At 71.8% G+C, this 13,600-nt stretch carries 11 protein-coding genes and 1 other RNA gene; all 12 read left to right on the forward strand.

Annotated elements, in window-relative coordinates:
- The first annotated feature begins 87 nt into the window (after positions 1–87).
- The 12 genes from rnpB to NFU04_RS03305 all read left to right on the forward strand — a co-directional run bounded on the left by rnpB (position 88) and on the right by NFU04_RS03305 (position 13,597).
- Positions 88–442: RNase P RNA component class A (rnpB, locus tag NFU04_RS03250), an RNA gene on the forward strand.
- A gap of 52 nt (positions 443–494) precedes the next feature.
- A complete protein-coding gene (rsmH, locus tag NFU04_RS03255) occupies positions 495–1,445 on the forward strand; it encodes a 16S rRNA (cytosine(1402)-N(4))-methyltransferase RsmH (RefSeq protein WP_251308075.1) in 951 nt (316 codons plus the stop codon).
- A 6-nt stretch (positions 1,446–1,451) separates the two neighbouring features.
- Complete coding sequence (ftsL, locus tag NFU04_RS03260) at positions 1,452–1,766, forward strand: cell division protein FtsL (protein ID WP_251308076.1); 315 nt, start codon at positions 1,452–1,454, stop codon at positions 1,764–1,766.
- Positions 1,763–3,469: a peptidoglycan D,D-transpeptidase FtsI family protein gene (locus tag NFU04_RS03265; RefSeq protein ID WP_251308077.1), complete on the forward strand. Its 1,707-nt coding sequence runs from the start codon at positions 1,763–1,765 to the stop codon at positions 3,467–3,469. Before ftsL ends, NFU04_RS03265 begins: the two co-directional genes overlap by 4 nt.
- A gap of 26 nt (positions 3,470–3,495) precedes the next feature.
- Positions 3,496–4,995 (forward strand): UDP-N-acetylmuramoyl-L-alanyl-D-glutamate--2,6-diaminopimelate ligase, encoded by a 1,500-nt coding sequence (locus NFU04_RS03270; RefSeq protein WP_251308078.1) that lies wholly within the window; start codon positions 3,496–3,498, stop codon positions 4,993–4,995.
- Entirely contained in the window at positions 4,992–6,383 is a 1,392-nt protein-coding gene (locus NFU04_RS03275; protein WP_251308079.1) for a UDP-N-acetylmuramoyl-tripeptide--D-alanyl-D-alanine ligase, read from the forward strand. The genes NFU04_RS03270 and NFU04_RS03275 overlap by 4 nt, the downstream gene beginning before the upstream one ends.
- Before the next feature lie 5 nt (positions 6,384–6,388).
- The gene (gene mraY, locus NFU04_RS03280) at positions 6,389–7,471 is read left to right on the forward strand and encodes a phospho-N-acetylmuramoyl-pentapeptide-transferase (RefSeq protein ID WP_146802292.1); all 1,083 of its coding nucleotides are present in this window, start codon (positions 6,389–6,391) and stop codon (positions 7,469–7,471) included.
- 31 nt (positions 7,472–7,502) lie between these two features.
- Positions 7,503–8,891, forward strand: coding sequence for a UDP-N-acetylmuramoyl-L-alanine--D-glutamate ligase (gene murD, locus NFU04_RS03285; RefSeq protein WP_251308080.1), 1,389 nt, complete (start codon positions 7,503–7,505; stop codon positions 8,889–8,891).
- A complete protein-coding gene (gene ftsW / locus NFU04_RS03290) occupies positions 8,888–10,084 on the forward strand; it encodes a putative lipid II flippase FtsW (protein WP_251308081.1) in 1,197 nt (398 codons plus the stop codon). Before murD ends, ftsW begins: the two co-directional genes overlap by 4 nt.
- Before the next feature lie 90 nt (positions 10,085–10,174).
- On the forward strand, positions 10,175–11,233 hold the full coding sequence (murG, locus tag NFU04_RS03295; RefSeq protein WP_251308172.1) for an undecaprenyldiphospho-muramoylpentapeptide beta-N-acetylglucosaminyltransferase: 1,059 nt from the start codon (positions 10,175–10,177) through the stop codon (positions 11,231–11,233).
- A gap of 28 nt (positions 11,234–11,261) precedes the next feature.
- Complete coding sequence (gene murC / locus NFU04_RS03300; protein WP_251308173.1) at positions 11,262–12,674, forward strand: UDP-N-acetylmuramate--L-alanine ligase; 1,413 nt, start codon at positions 11,262–11,264, stop codon at positions 12,672–12,674.
- Positions 12,671–13,597 (forward strand): D-alanine--D-alanine ligase, encoded by a 927-nt coding sequence (locus tag NFU04_RS03305; RefSeq protein WP_251308082.1) that lies wholly within the window; start codon positions 12,671–12,673, stop codon positions 13,595–13,597. The genes murC and NFU04_RS03305 overlap by 4 nt, the downstream gene beginning before the upstream one ends.
- Positions 13,598–13,600: the final 3 nt, after the last annotated feature.

Genomic DNA, 13,600 nt, shown 5'->3' on the forward strand with positions numbered 1-13,600 from the left:
TAACCTGCCGCCGCGCCACCGGCGCGGTCGAGGACGGGGCGGCGCCGGTTGTGGGGGCGGCGGCGCGCTGGTATCCTTGCCCGCTTGGGAGTCGGCCAAGACAGTCGCCGCCGGCCTTGGGTCGGGGGAGGAAAGTCCGGGCTCCATAGGGCAGGGTGCCAGGTAACGCCTGGGCGGCGCGAGCCGACGGCTAGTGCAGCAGAGAGTAGACCGCCTAAGCTTCCCTCGGGAAGCCGGTAAGGGTGAAAGGGTGCGGTAAGAGCGCACCGCGCGCCTGGTAACAGTGCGTGGCACGGTAAACCCCACCCGGAGCAAGACCAAATAGGAACCCCTTGGCGTGGCCCGCGTTGGGTTCGGGTAGGTTGCTTGAGGGGCGTGGCGACGCGTCCCCTAGATGAATGGCTGTCCACGACAGAACCCGGCTTAATGGCCGACTCCCTCCCATTTCTTCCCCCGCCGCGGTTCGCCGTGGCTCGGCACCATAGCGGAATTCCATGTCCTCACCCGAGACCCACGCGCCCTCCTTTCAGCACGCCAGCGTCCTGCTCGATGGCGCCGTCGAGGCCCTGGTCCACGACCCCCGGGGGGCCTATCTGGACGGAACCTTCGGGCGTGGCGGGCATTCGCGAGCGATCCTCGCGCGCCTGGCCCCGGAGGGGCGCCTGCTGGGCGTGGATCGAGACCCCCAGGCGATCGCCGAAGCGAAACGCATCGAGGACCCTCGTTTCACCATGCAGCCGGGCGAGTTCTCCCGCCTGGGCGAGTTCGCCGAGGCCCACGGCCTGCACGGTCGCCTCGCCGGCATCCTGCTCGATATCGGCGTCTCTTCGCCGCAGCTGGATGATCCCGAGCGGGGCTTCAGCTTCCTTCGCGACGGCCCCCTGGACATGCGCATGGACCCGACCCAGGGCGAAAGCGCCGCCGAGTGGCTGGCGCGGGTCAAGGAGGACGAGATCGCCCGCGTCTTCAAGAGCCATGGCGAGGAGCGCTACGCCCGCCGCCTGGCTCGGGCCATCGTCGCCCGTCGCGGCGAACGCCCCTTCACCCGCACTCAGGACCTGGCCGAGGTGATCAAGACCGCCCATCCCGCCTGGGAAAAGGGCAAGCATCCCGCCACCCGAGCCTTCCAGGCCCTGCGTATTCAGGTCAACGGCGAGCTGGAGCAGCTCGATGCCGCCCTCGAGGCGGCCCTGGAGGCCCTGGCCCCGGGCGGGCACCTGGTGGTGATCAGCTTCCACTCCCTGGAGGATCGCCGGGTCAAGCGCTTTATCCGCGACCAGGCCCGCGGCGATACGCACCTGCCGCGGGGCATCCCCCTGCGCGAGGACCAGCTCAATCGTCGCCTCGAGGCCCTGGGCAAGGCCCGGCGCCCCGGCGACGCCGAGGTGGCCGAGAACCCCCGGGCCCGCAGTGCGGTGATGCGGGTGGCGCGCAAGCTGAGGTAGGGCGGCATGCTTCAGGGACGAATCACGCTGGTTCGCTTGAGGCGCCTGAAGCTCGGTGCCGGCCTGCTGTTGGTGGCCGCCCTGGTGGCGATCACCCTGATCAGCGCCGTGGCGGTGATCGCTTCCAGTCACCTGACCCGCGAGCAGTACGCCCGCCTGCAGCGCCTGGAGCGCGAGCATAACCAGCTGCAGACCGAGTGGGGCCAGCTGCTGCTGGAGGAGAGCGCCTGGTCGTCGCCGGCGCGGATCGAACGCCTGGCGGTGGAGCGTCTGGAGATGCGCCTGCCGGATGTTCATGAAGCGGAGGTGATCCGACCATGAGTGGTGCCGCCCAGGATGCCGCCAGCCGGCGCCGTCGCGCCCAGTCCCAGCCCCTGGCCGGGGGGCGCTTCCTGCTGGTGCTGGGGCTGGTGTTGCTGGCCATGGCGCTGCTGGCCGGTCGCGTGGTCTACCTCCAGGTCCTCGACCGCCACTTCCTGCAGAATCAGGGCGATGCCCGCACCCTGCGGGTGGAGCCGATTCCCGCCCACCGCGGCATGATCACCGACCGGCATGGCGAGCCCCTGGCCATCTCGACCCCGGTGGTCAGCCTCTGGGCCAACCCCCAGGAACTGCCCGAGGACCCCATCCAGCGCCTCGGCCTGGCCCGCGCCCTGGGCTGGGAACCCGATGCCCTGGACGAGCGCCTCGAGCGCTACGCCAGTCGCGAGTTCATGTACCTGCGCCGCCAGGTGACCCCGGCCGAGGCCCAGCGCATCCTCGACCTGGAGGTGCCCGGGGTCTATGGCCGCGACGAGTACAAGCGCTACTACCCGGCCGGCGAGGTGGCCGCGCAACTGGTCGGCGTCACCGACGTCGATGACCACGGGCAGGAAGGGGTGGAGCTGGCCTTCAACGGCTACCTCACCGGCACCCCGGGGCAGCGCCGCGTGCTCAAGGATCGCCGCGGGCGCCTGGTGCGCGACCTGGCGCTGCTGCGCGAGCAGCGCCCCGGCGGCACCCTGGCGCTGTCCATCGATCAGCGCCTGCAGTACATGGCCTATCGCGAACTCAAGGCGGCGGTGGCCGAGCACGAGGCGCAAGGGGGCGTGCTGGTGATGCTCGACGCCCGCACCGGCGAGGTGCTGGCGATGGCCAATCAGCCCTCCTACAACCCCAACAATCGCGCCGGCCTCGACCCCCGGGGGCTGCGCAACCAGGCCATCGTCGATGTCTTCGAGCCGGGCTCGGTGATGAAGCCCCTGGCCATGGCGGCGATACTCTCCAGCGGCGAGGTGACCCGGGATACCGTGGTGGATACCTCCCCCGGCTGGATGCGCATCGACCGCTTCACCATCCGCGATATCCGCAACTACGGCGAGCTGGACCTCTCCGGTATCCTCGAGAAATCCTCCAATATCGGCATGTCGCGGCTGGCCCTGGAGCTCGAGCCCGAGGCCATCGCCGATCAGTATCGCCGCCTGGGGCTCGGGCAGAGCCCCGAGACCGGTTTCCCCGGCGAGGCCACCGGGCGCCTGCCGGCGCCGGTGCGCTGGTCGCGCAGCGAGCGGGCGGCGCTGGCCTATGGCTATGGCCTCTCGACCTCCGCCCTGCAACTGGCCAGTGCCTATACCGCCATCGCCAACGACGGCGTGCGCCTGCCGCCCTCGCTGCTGCGCCTGGATGAGCCCCCCGCCGGCGAGCCGGCCATCGACCCCGAGGTCGCCGATACCCTGCTGGAGCTGCTGGAGTCGTCGGTGGGCGCCTATTCCGGCGGGCGTCGCGCCCAGGTGGAGGGCTATCGGGTCGGTGGCAAGACCGGCACGGTGCGCAAGACCGGCGCCGGCGGCTATCGGGAGGACGCCTACCGCAGCGTCTTCGCCGGGGTGGCGCCGATCTCCGATCCGCGCATCGTCACCGTGGTGATGATCGATCAGCCCAGCGCCGGTGACTTCTATGGCGGCGCGGTGGCCGCGCCGGTCTTCTCCCGGGTGACCGGCAACGCCCTGCGGCTGCTGGACGTACCCCCGGACGCCGAGCCATGAGCCCCGCCCCACGACGAGGAGAGACTATGCAGGTGGAGAGTCAGCACCTCACGGCGTGCCTGGCGCGCCTCTGGCCCGAGCGCCTCCTGAGCCTGGCCCCCGGGCCCCGCCGCCTGGTGCTGGATAGCCGGGCCCTGACCGCGGGCGATGTCTTCGTCGCCCTGCCCGGGGTGCAGCACGACGGCCGCGAGCATATCCCGGCGGCGCTGGCCGCCGGGGCCGCCCTGGTGCTCTGCCATCAGCCCGAGGCCGGCGCCGATATGACGCCCCCCGAGGATCCCCGGGTGGTGTCGCTGCCGGGCCTCAAGGCGCGGCAGGGCGAGCTGGGGCGGGCGCTGTTCCATGTCCCCGCCGAGCTGCCCCTGATCGGCGTCACCGGCACCAACGGCAAGAGCTCGGTGACCCACTATGTGGCCCTGCTCAGCGAGGCGCTGGGCACCCCCTGCGGGATGATCGGTACCCTCGGCTACGGCCGCCCCGGGACCCTGCACGACGCCGGCCAGACCACCCCCGGGCCCCTGGCCCTGCAGGCGCAGCTCGGCGAGCTGGTCGCGGCGGGGGCGCAGCGGGTGGCGATGGAGGTCTCCTCCCATGCCCTGGCGCAGGACCGCCTCCAGGATACCCGGGTGACGGCCGCGGCCTTTACCAACCTGAGCCGCGATCACCTCGACTACCACGGCAGCATGGCCGCCTATGCCGCCGCCAAGGCGCGGCTGTTCCGGCGCCCCGAGCTGGCCCTGGCGGTGGTCAACGCCGACGACCCCCTGGCGCGGCTGATGCTGGCCGGGGTGCCCAAGCAGGGCGGGGTGAGGGTGCTGGCCACCGGGCGCGACGAGGCCACCACCCTGCGGGTGCTCGACTGGCAGCCCCATCCCCGGGGACAGCGCGCCCTGGTGGCGGGCCCCGAGGGGGAGTTCGTCCTGGAGCTGCCGCTGATGGGGCGCTTCAATCTCGATAACGTCCTGCAGGCCATGGCGCTGCTCCACGGCCTGGGCGAGTCGCTGAGCGCCCTGAGCGAAGCGGCCGGTCAACTGGCGCCGGTGCCCGGGCGCATGCAACTGCTGCGCCGCCCGGGCCGCCCCGGGGTGGTGGTGGACTATGCCCATACCCCGGACGCCCTGGACAATGCCCTGCAGGCCCTGGGCGACCACCTGGGCGACCAGGGGCGCCTGTGGTGCCTGTTCGGCTGCGGCGGCGACCGCGACCCCGGCAAGCGCGCCCTGATGGGCGCCGCCGCCGCGGCCCGGGCCGATCGGCTGGTGATTACCGACGATAACCCCCGTGGCGAGGCGCCGGCGGCGATCCGCGCCGCGATTCGCGAGGGCCTCGACGACTTCCCCGCCGAGCGCGTTCATGAGCTGGCCGGGCGCGGCGAGGCCATCGCCTGGGTGATCGCCCAGGCCGCCCCCGAGGACGTGATCCTGCTGGCCGGCAAAGGCCACGAGACCTATCAGGAGATCGCCGGCGTCAGGCATCCCTTCTGCGATCGGGAGGTCGCCGAGGCGGCCCTGGAGGCGCGGCCATGAGCGACGCGCTCCCGAGCTGCGGCCTGGCGACCCTGGGCGAGGTGGCGCAGGCGCTGGGCATCGAAGGCGTGGCGGCCCCCGACACCCCGGTGGCGCGCATCGTCACCGACAGCCGTCGCCTGGCCCCGGGGGACCTCTTCGTGGCCCTGGTCGGCGAGCGCTTCGACGCCCACGACTTCCTGGCCCAGGTGCGCGAGGCCGGGGCCGTGGCGGCGGTGGTCTCCCGGGACGTGGACGATCCCTTGCCGCAGCTGGCGGTGGCCGATACCCGCCTGGCCCTGGGGCTGCTCGGCCAGGCCCGGCGCCGGGCCTGGGATGGGCCCCTGGTGGCGGTCACCGGTAACAGCGGCAAGACCAGCGTCAAGGAGCTGCTGGCGACCCTGCTGGGCCCCGACACCCTGGCCACCCGGGGCAACCTCAACAATGACTTCGGTGCCCCCCTGACCCTGCTCGAGCTGACCCCGGCGCACCGCCGGGCGGTGGTCGAGCTGGGCGCCAATCACCTCGGCGAGATCGCCTGGACCGCGGCCCTGGCCGCGCCCCGGGTGGCGGTGATCACCAACGTCACCGGCGCCCACGTGGGGGAGTTCGGCGGCCTCGGCCAGATCGCCCAGGCCAAGGGCGAGATCCTCGCCGCCCTGCCCGCCGACGGGGTGGCGGTGCTCAACCGCGACGACCGCTTCTTTCCGGTGTGGCGGGCCCTGGCCCGGCCCCGGGAGGTCCTCGACTTCGCCGTGGTGGGGGAGGGCGAGTCGCCGGCCCGCCTGCAGGCCCGGGCGCTGGTCTGCGATGCCCTCGGACGCTATGCTTTCACGCTGGTCCGCGACGGCCGCGAACTGGGGCGGGTGCAACTGGCCCTGCTGGGCCGCCATAACGTGGCCAATGCCCTGGCCGCGGCGGCGGCGGCCCTGGCCCTGGGCCTCGACGAGGCGACGCTGCTGGCGCGCCTGGCGGCGGCCCGGCCCCTGGCGGGGCGCCTGACGCCGCTGGCGGGGATCCGCGGCAGCCGGCTGCTCGATGACAGCTACAACGCCAATCCCGGGGCGGTGGAGGCGGCCCTGGGACTGCTCGCCGAGCTGCCCGGCCCCCACTGGTGCCTGCTGGGCGCCATGGGCGAGCTGGGCGAGGCCTCGGCCGCGCTGCATGCCCGGGTCGGGCGCCACGCCCGGGCCCTGGGCATCCAGCGCCTGCTGACCCTGGGCGAGGCGGCGCGCCCGGCGGCCGAGGCCTTCGGTGCCGGGGGCGAGCATTTCGACGACTGGCAGGCGCTGGCGCGCCATGCCCAAACCCATCTGCCGCCGGGAGCCAGCGTGCTGGTGAAAGGATCGCGCAGTGCCGGCATGGAGCGCCTGGTCACGGCGCTCGCGGCGAGGCATCAAGGTGAATAGGACACATGCTGCTATATCTGGCTGATCTTCTGGCGCCGCTGTTCAGCGCCTTCAATGTCTTTAACTATCTGACCCTGCGGATGATCCTGGGGACCCTGACGGCACTGCTGCTGTGCCTGTGGCTGGGACCCTGGATGATCCGCCGCCTGGTGGAGCGCCAGATCGGGCAGGCGGTGCGCGACGACGGCCCCCAGTCCCACCTCTCCAAGGCCGGTACCCCCACCATGGGCGGGGCCATGATCCTGATGGCCATCGCCATCAGCACCCTGCTGTGGGCCGATCTCGGCAACCACTATGTGTGGATCGTGCTGGCGGTGACCCTGGGCTTCGGCGCCATCGGCTGGGTCGACGACTACCGCAAGGTGGTGGAGAAGAACCCCCGCGGCCTGCCGGCGCGCTGGAAGTATTTCTGGCAGTCGCTGATCGGCCTGACCGCCGCCGTGGTGCTCTATGTCACCGCCGCCAGCCCCGTCGAGACCAGCCTGATCGTGCCGCTGTTCAAGGACGTGGTGCTGTCCCTGGGGCTCTTCTATGTCGTCCTCACCTACCTGGTGATCGTCGGCAGCTCCAATGCGGTCAACCTCACCGATGGCCTCGACGGCCTGGCGATCATGCCCACCGTGATGGTGGCCATGGGCCTGGCGGTGTTCGCCTACGCCAGCGGTAACACGGTGTTCGCCGAGTACCTGCAGATTCCGATGATTCCCGGTTCCGGGGAACTGGCGGTCTTCTGCGCCACCATCGCCGGCGCCGGCCTCGGTTTCCTGTGGTTCAACACCTACCCGGCCCAGGTCTTCATGGGCGACGTCGGGGCCCTGGCCCTGGGCGCGGCCCTGGGCGTGGTGGCGGTGATCGTGCGCCAGGAGATCGTGCTCTTTATCATGGGCGGCGTCTTCGTCATGGAGACCGTCTCGGTGATCCTCCAGGTGGGCTCCTACAAGCTCACCGGGCGGCGCATCTTCCGCATGGCGCCCCTGCATCACCACTTCGAGCTCAAGGGCTGGCCGGAGCCGCGGGTCATCGTGCGCTTCTGGATCATCACCGTGGTGCTGGTGCTGCTGGGTCTGGCGACCCTGAAGATTCGATAACAGCAGAGCGCGAGATGCCGAGGAGTCGTGGATGATCGAAGTGGCGCCGGGAACCACGCTGGTGGTGGGGCTGGGCATTTCCGGCCGCGCCATCGCCCGCCATCTCAGCCGCCTGGGGCGGCCGTTCGTGATGGCCGATACCCGCGCCGCACCGCCGGGGCTGGACGACTTTCGCGCCGCCCATCCGGGGGTGCCGGTGCATTGCGGGCCGCTCACCGACCTGGACCTCTCCCGGGTGGCCCGGGTGGTGCTGAGTCCCGGGGTCGATCCCGCCACCCCGGGCCTGGAGGGGCTCGCCGAGCGCCGCGACCCCGTCACCGGCGAGCCCTGCCTGGTGGGGGAGATCGCCCTCTTCGTGGCCGAGGCCCGGGCGCCCATCGCCGCCATCACCGGTTCCAATGCCAAGTCCACCGTGACCACCCTGCTGGGGGAGATGGCCCGCATCGCCGGGCGCCGGGTAGCGGTGGGCGGCAACCTGGGCACCCCGGCCCTGGACCTGCTCCACGACCGGCCCGACGCCGAGCTCTTCGTGCTGGAGCTCTCCAGCTTCCAGCTCGAGACCACCCCCAGGCTCGGCGCCGAGACGGCGGCCTTCCTCAATCTCTGCGAGGATCACCTGGATCGCCACGGCGACCTGGCCGGCTACCGCGCCGCCAAGCAGCATATCTTCCGCGGCGCCGCCCATGCGGTGATCAACGCCGAGGATTCCGCCACCTGGCCCGAGGCGCCGCCGCCGACCCTGTCGCGCTTTACCACCGGGAGCCCCGAGGGCGACGACTGGGGTATCGCCCGTCACGATGATGGCCGCGGCGCGGGCGACTGGCTGATGCATGGCGACGAGCCCCTGCTGCCCTGCGCCGAGCTGGGCCTGCGCGGCCGCCATAATCAGGCCAATGCCCTGGCGGCCCTGGCCATGGGGCACCGCCTGGGCCTGCCCATGGATGCCATGCTGACCGCCCTGCGCGCCTTCCGCGGGCTGCCCCATCGCGGCGAGCTGGTGGCGGAGTGGGGCGGGGTGGCCTGGATCAACGACTCCAAGGGCACCAATGTGGGGGCGACCCTGGCCGCCATCGCCGGGCTCGGCCCGACCCTCGAGGGCCGCCTGATCCTGCTGGCCGGCGGCGTCGGCAAGGGCGCCGACTTCGCTCCCCTGGCCGCCCCCCTGGCGCGGCATGGCCGCGAGGCGATCCTATTCGGCGCCGATGCCGCGCGCCTCGAGGCGGCGCTCTGCGCGCATCTGCCGGTGACCCGGGTGACGGGCCTGGAGGAGGCCCTGGCGCGGGCGGCGGCCATCGCCGCGCCGGGGGACTGCGTGCTGCTCTCGCCGGCCTGCGCCAGCCTCGACCAATTCGCCAACTATCAGGTCCGGGGCGAGGCCTTCCGGCGCTGGGTCCTGGCGCACCGGGAGGGCGCCTCATGAGTCCGCGGCGACGGGCCCCGGCGACCCCGGGCGGGGGGCGGGTCTTCGATCCCTGGCTGCTGGTGGCGGCGCTGGCGCTGCTGCTGATCGGTTGGGTGATGGTCACCTCCGCCTCCACCGGGGTGGCCTCCAGCCTGACCGGCAACCCTTACTATTTCAGCCTGCGTCACGGCGCCTTCGTGCTGCTGACGCTGGGGGTATCGGCCGGGGTGGCCTGCGTGCCCCTGGCCTGGTGGCGCGCCAATGGCCCCTTGCTGCTGGTGGTGGGGCTGGGCCTGCTGGTGCTGGTGCTGCTGATCGGCCGCGAGGTCAACGGCAGTCGACGCTGGATCGCCCTGCCCGGGCTGCCCCTCAACCTGCAGGCCTCCGAGGTGGCCAAGCTGTGCCTGATCATCTACCTGGCGGGCTACCTGGAGCGCTTCCTGCCCCAGGTGCGCCGGGAGTGGGGCGCCTTCCTGCGGCCCCTGGTGATCATGCTGGCGGCGGCGGGGCTGCTGATCCTCGAGCCCGACTACGGCGCCGTGGTGGTGATCGGCGGCTGCATGATGGGTATGCTGCTGATGGCCGGCGCGCCGCTGTGGCGCTTCGGCCTGCTGCTGGTGCTGGTGGGCCTGGCCGGGGCCTACCTGGCGGTGGCCGAGCCGTACCGGGTGGCGCGCCTGACCAGTTTCGCCGACCCCTGGGCGGACCAGTTCGCCAGCGGCTACCAGCTCACCCAGTCGCTGATCGCCTTCGGCCGCGGCCACTGGCTGGGGCTGGGGCTCGGCAATAGCGTCCAGAAGCTCTTCTACCTGCCCGAGGCGCATACCGACTTCGTCTTCGCCGTGCTCGCCGAGGAGCTCGGCTTGCTGGGGGCGCTGACGGTGATCGGCCTCTTCCTGCTGTTGACGGTGCGAGCCCTGCTGGTGGGGCGTCGGGCGGAGCTGGCGCGGCTGCCCTTCGCCGCCTATCTGAGTTACGGTATCGCCTTCGTAATCGGCGCCCAGGCCTTTATCAATATCGCCGTCAGCAGCGGCATGCTGCCCACCAAGGGGCTGACCCTGCCGCTGCTCAGTTATGGCGGCTCGAGCCTGCTGGTGTGTGGCGCCATGGTGGCCCTAGTCTGGCGCGCCGATTTCGAGACGCGGCGTTTCCAGCGGCGCCTGCGCCCGGCGCGGCCCGCGGCGAAACGCACCGGGAGTGTCTCCCCGTGATGACCCGGGCCGACGCCTTCGACCCCCGAGATTCGGCGAGCAGTGCAAGAGGAGTCTGTAGTGAGTGATAACCCGCGCCGCGTGCTGATCATGGCCGGCGGCACCGGCGGCCATGTGATTCCCGCCCTTTCCCTGGCCCGTGGCCTGGCGGCCCGGGGCATCGAGGTGGCCTGGCTGGGCAGCCCCCGAGGGATCGAGAACCGCCTGGTGCCCGAGGCGGGGGTCCCCCTGCACCGTATCCAGGTCGCCGGCCTGCGCGGCAACGGCCTGGCCGGCTGGCTGCTGGCCCCGCTCCGGCTGCTGCGTGCCGTCTGGCAGGCCCGGCGGGTGATCGCCGAGGTCGACCCTCAGCTGGTGGTGGGCCTCGGCGGCTTCGCCAGTGGCCCCGGCGGCCTGGCCGCCTGGCTGATGCGTCGTCCCCTGGTGATTCACGAGCAGAACGCCGTGGCCGGGCTGACCAACAAGGCCCTGGCGCGGCTGGCGCGGCGGGTCTATGCGGCCTTCCCCGAGGCCTTCCCGGCGGGGCGCGCCGAGCGGGTCGGCAACCCGGTGCGTGGCGAGATCGCCACCCTGGGGGAGCGCCCCCGCGCCGCCGAGGCGATGGTCGGGCGGCGCCTGCGCCTGCTGGTGGTGGGCGGCTCCCTGGGCGCCCAGGCCCTCAACCAGACCCTGCCCCCGGCCCTGGCGCGGCTGTCCGAGGCGAGTCGTCCCGAGGTGCGTCACCAGGCCGGTCGCGACAAGCAGGAGGCCACCCGGGCCGCCTACGCCGCGGCCGGCGTCGAGGCCGAGGTGAGCGACTTTATCGATGACATGGCCGCGGCCTACGACTGGGCCGACCTGGTGGTGTGCCGGGCCGGCGCCCTGACCGTCAGCGAGCTGGCCGCCGCCGCCAAGCCGGCGCTCTTCGTGCCTTTTCCCCACGCCGTGGACGACCACCAGACCGCCAATGCCCGGGCCCTGGTCGAGGCCGGGGCGGCGGAACTCGCGCCCCAGGCGCAGTTGACCGCGGAGCATCTCGCCGAGCGTCTCACGGCCCTCTTGGATCCCCTTACCCTAGCCAGCATGGCGAGCCGCGCCCGGGCCCAGGCCCAACTGGACGCCGTCGATCGCCTGGTGGCTGGCTGCATGGAGATAGGTTTTGAGCAATAACACCCCCCGCCCGGGCCTCGGCCTGGGCATGCGCCGGATTCGCCGCATCCATTTCGTCGGTATCGGCGGCGCCGGCATGTGTGGCATCGCCGAGGTGCTGGCCAATCAGGGCTACCGGGTCAGTGGCTCGGATATCCGCGAATCCACGGTGGTCGCCCACTTGCGTGGTTGTGGCATTGCGGTGGCCATCGGCCACGCCGAGGCCCATGTGGCCGGCGCCGACGTGGTGGTGGTCTCCACCGCCATCGATGCCAGCAACCCGGAGATCGCCTGGGCCCAGGCGCACCGGGTGCCGGTGGTGCGCCGCGCCGAGATGCTCGCCGAGCTGATGCGCTTCCGTCATGGCATCGCCGTGGCCGGTACCCATGGCAAGACCACCACCACCAGCCTGACCGCCACCCTGCTCGGCGAGGGCGGGCTCGACCCCACCTTCGTGATCGGCGGCAAGCTGACCAGCGCCGGCACCAATGCGCGGCTGGGGGAGGGCGACTACCTGGTGGCGGAGGCGGACGAGTCCGATGCCTCCTTCCTGCATCTGCAGCCCATGGTCTCCATCGTCACCAATATCGATGCCGACCATATGAGCACCTATGGCGGGGACTTCGAGCGGCTGAAGACCACCTTCGTGGAGTTTCTCCACAACCTGCCCTTCTACGGGCTGGCGGTGCTGTGCATCGATGACGCCAATGTGCGCGAGCTGCGCGAGCGGCTGCATCGCCAGTTCGTCACCTATGGCTTCAGCGAGGACGCCGACTACCGCATCGTCGACTTCGTCCAGGAGGCCGGCGAGATCCGCTTCACCGCCCTGCGCCCGGACGGCCTGGCGCCGCTGGCGGTGCGTCTGGCGATGCCCGGCGAGCACAATGCCCTCAATGCCCTGGCGGCCATCGCCGTGGCCAGCGACGCCGGGGTCGACGACCAGGCCATCGTAAGCGGCCTGGCCGGCTTCGCCGGGGTCGGGCGGCGCTTCCAGGTACAGGGCGACTTCGCCGCCCCCGAGGGGGCGGGCGAGGTGATGCTGGTGGACGACTACGGCCACCATCCCCGGGAGGTGGAGATGGTGATCCGGGCGGTGCGCGCGGGCTGGCCCGAGCGGCGCCTGGTGATGCTCTATCAGCCCCATCGCTATACCCGTACCCGGGACCTCTACGAGGACTTCGTGCGGGTCCTCTCCGGGGTCGATACCCTGCTGCTGCTGGACGTCTACGGCGCCGGTGAGGCGCCGATCCCCGGGGCCGAGGGCAAGACCCTGGCCGGGTCGATCCGCCAGCGCGGCGCGGTCGATCCGCTCTTCGTGGCCGACAAGGCGGAGCTGCCGGCGCTGCTGGCGCGGGTGCTGCGCCCCGGCGATATTCTGATCACCCAGGGGGCCGGCGACGTGGGCGGGATCGCCCAGCGCCTGGCCGAGGCCCGATTGCAGCTGGATGAGGTGAGCCTATGACACAGGCGCAGCAGGGCGACTATGGTCGCGTGGTGGTGCTCTATGGCGGCGATTCCGCCGAGCGGGAGGTCTCCCTGGTCAGCGGCAAGGCGGTCCTCGAGGCCCTGCGCCGCAGCGGCGTGGATGCCCGGGGCTATGATCCCGCCGACGGGGGGCTGGTAGGGCTGGAGCACCTGGCCCCGGATCGGGTCTTTATCGCCCTGCACGGCCGTGGCGGCGAAGACGGCACCCTGCAGGGGGCACTGGAGCTGCTGAAGATTCCCTACACCGGCAGCGGCGTGCTGGCTTCGGCGCTCGGCATGGACAAGCAGCGCACCAAGCAGGTGTGGCAGGCCCTGGACCTGCCCACCCCGGAGAGCCTGCTGCTGCGCGCGGGGGCGGACTGGGAGGCGGTCTGCGCCCGCCTCGGCCTGCCGTTGATCGTCAAGCCGGTTCACGAGGGATCGACCCTCGGCATCACCATCGTCGAGGACGCCGAGTCCCTGGCCGCCGCCTATCACGAAGCGGCGCGTTTCGATGCCCAGGTGATGGCCGAGCGCTTTATTCGCGGCGAGGAGTATACCGTCTCGCTGCTCGGCGACCGGGTGCTGCCGGCGATTCGTGTCGAGGTGCCCAGCGGCTTCTATGACTACGAGGCCAAGTACGTCTCCAACGACACCCGCTATCACCTGCCCTGCGGCCTGAGCCCGGCGGAAGAAACCGAGCTCGGGGCGCTGTGTCGCGCCGCCTTCGAGGCCATCGGCTGCCGCGGCTGGGGGCGTATCGACGTGATGCGCGATGGCGACGGGCGCTTCTGGCTGCTGGAAGTCAATACGGTGCCGGGGATGACCGATCACAGCCTGGTGCCCCAGGCCGCGGCCCATGCCGGCATCGATTTCGATGCCCTGGTGCTGGCGATCCTGGCGACCGCCGAGGCGTCCTAGGCG

The organism is Halomonas sp. NCCP-2165 (genome assembly GCF_023708045.1).
GTDB classification, from domain to species: domain Bacteria; phylum Pseudomonadota; class Gammaproteobacteria; order Pseudomonadales; family Halomonadaceae; genus Bisbaumannia; species Bisbaumannia pacifica.

Coding starts and splice junctions, on each gene's coding strand:
- rsmH (WP_251308075.1), top strand. CDS start 495: ATGTCCTCACCCGAGACCCACGCGCCCTCCTTTCAGCACGCCAGCGTC.
- ftsL (WP_251308076.1), top strand. CDS start 1,452: ATGCTTCAGGGACGAATCACGCTGGTTCGCTTGAGGCGCCTGAAGCTC.
- NFU04_RS03265 (WP_251308077.1), top strand. CDS start 1,763: ATGAGTGGTGCCGCCCAGGATGCCGCCAGCCGGCGCCGTCGCGCCCAG.
- NFU04_RS03270 (WP_251308078.1), top strand. CDS start 3,496: ATGCAGGTGGAGAGTCAGCACCTCACGGCGTGCCTGGCGCGCCTCTGG.
- NFU04_RS03275 (WP_251308079.1), top strand. CDS start 4,992: ATGAGCGACGCGCTCCCGAGCTGCGGCCTGGCGACCCTGGGCGAGGTG.
- mraY (WP_146802292.1), top strand. CDS start 6,389: ATGCTGCTATATCTGGCTGATCTTCTGGCGCCGCTGTTCAGCGCCTTC.
- murD (WP_251308080.1), top strand. CDS start 7,503: ATGATCGAAGTGGCGCCGGGAACCACGCTGGTGGTGGGGCTGGGCATT.
- ftsW (WP_251308081.1), top strand. CDS start 8,888: ATGAGTCCGCGGCGACGGGCCCCGGCGACCCCGGGCGGGGGGCGGGTC.
- murG (WP_251308172.1), top strand. CDS start 10,175: ATGGCCGGCGGCACCGGCGGCCATGTGATTCCCGCCCTTTCCCTGGCC.
- murC (WP_251308173.1), top strand. CDS start 11,262: ATGCGCCGGATTCGCCGCATCCATTTCGTCGGTATCGGCGGCGCCGGC.
- NFU04_RS03305 (WP_251308082.1), top strand. CDS start 12,671: ATGACACAGGCGCAGCAGGGCGACTATGGTCGCGTGGTGGTGCTCTAT.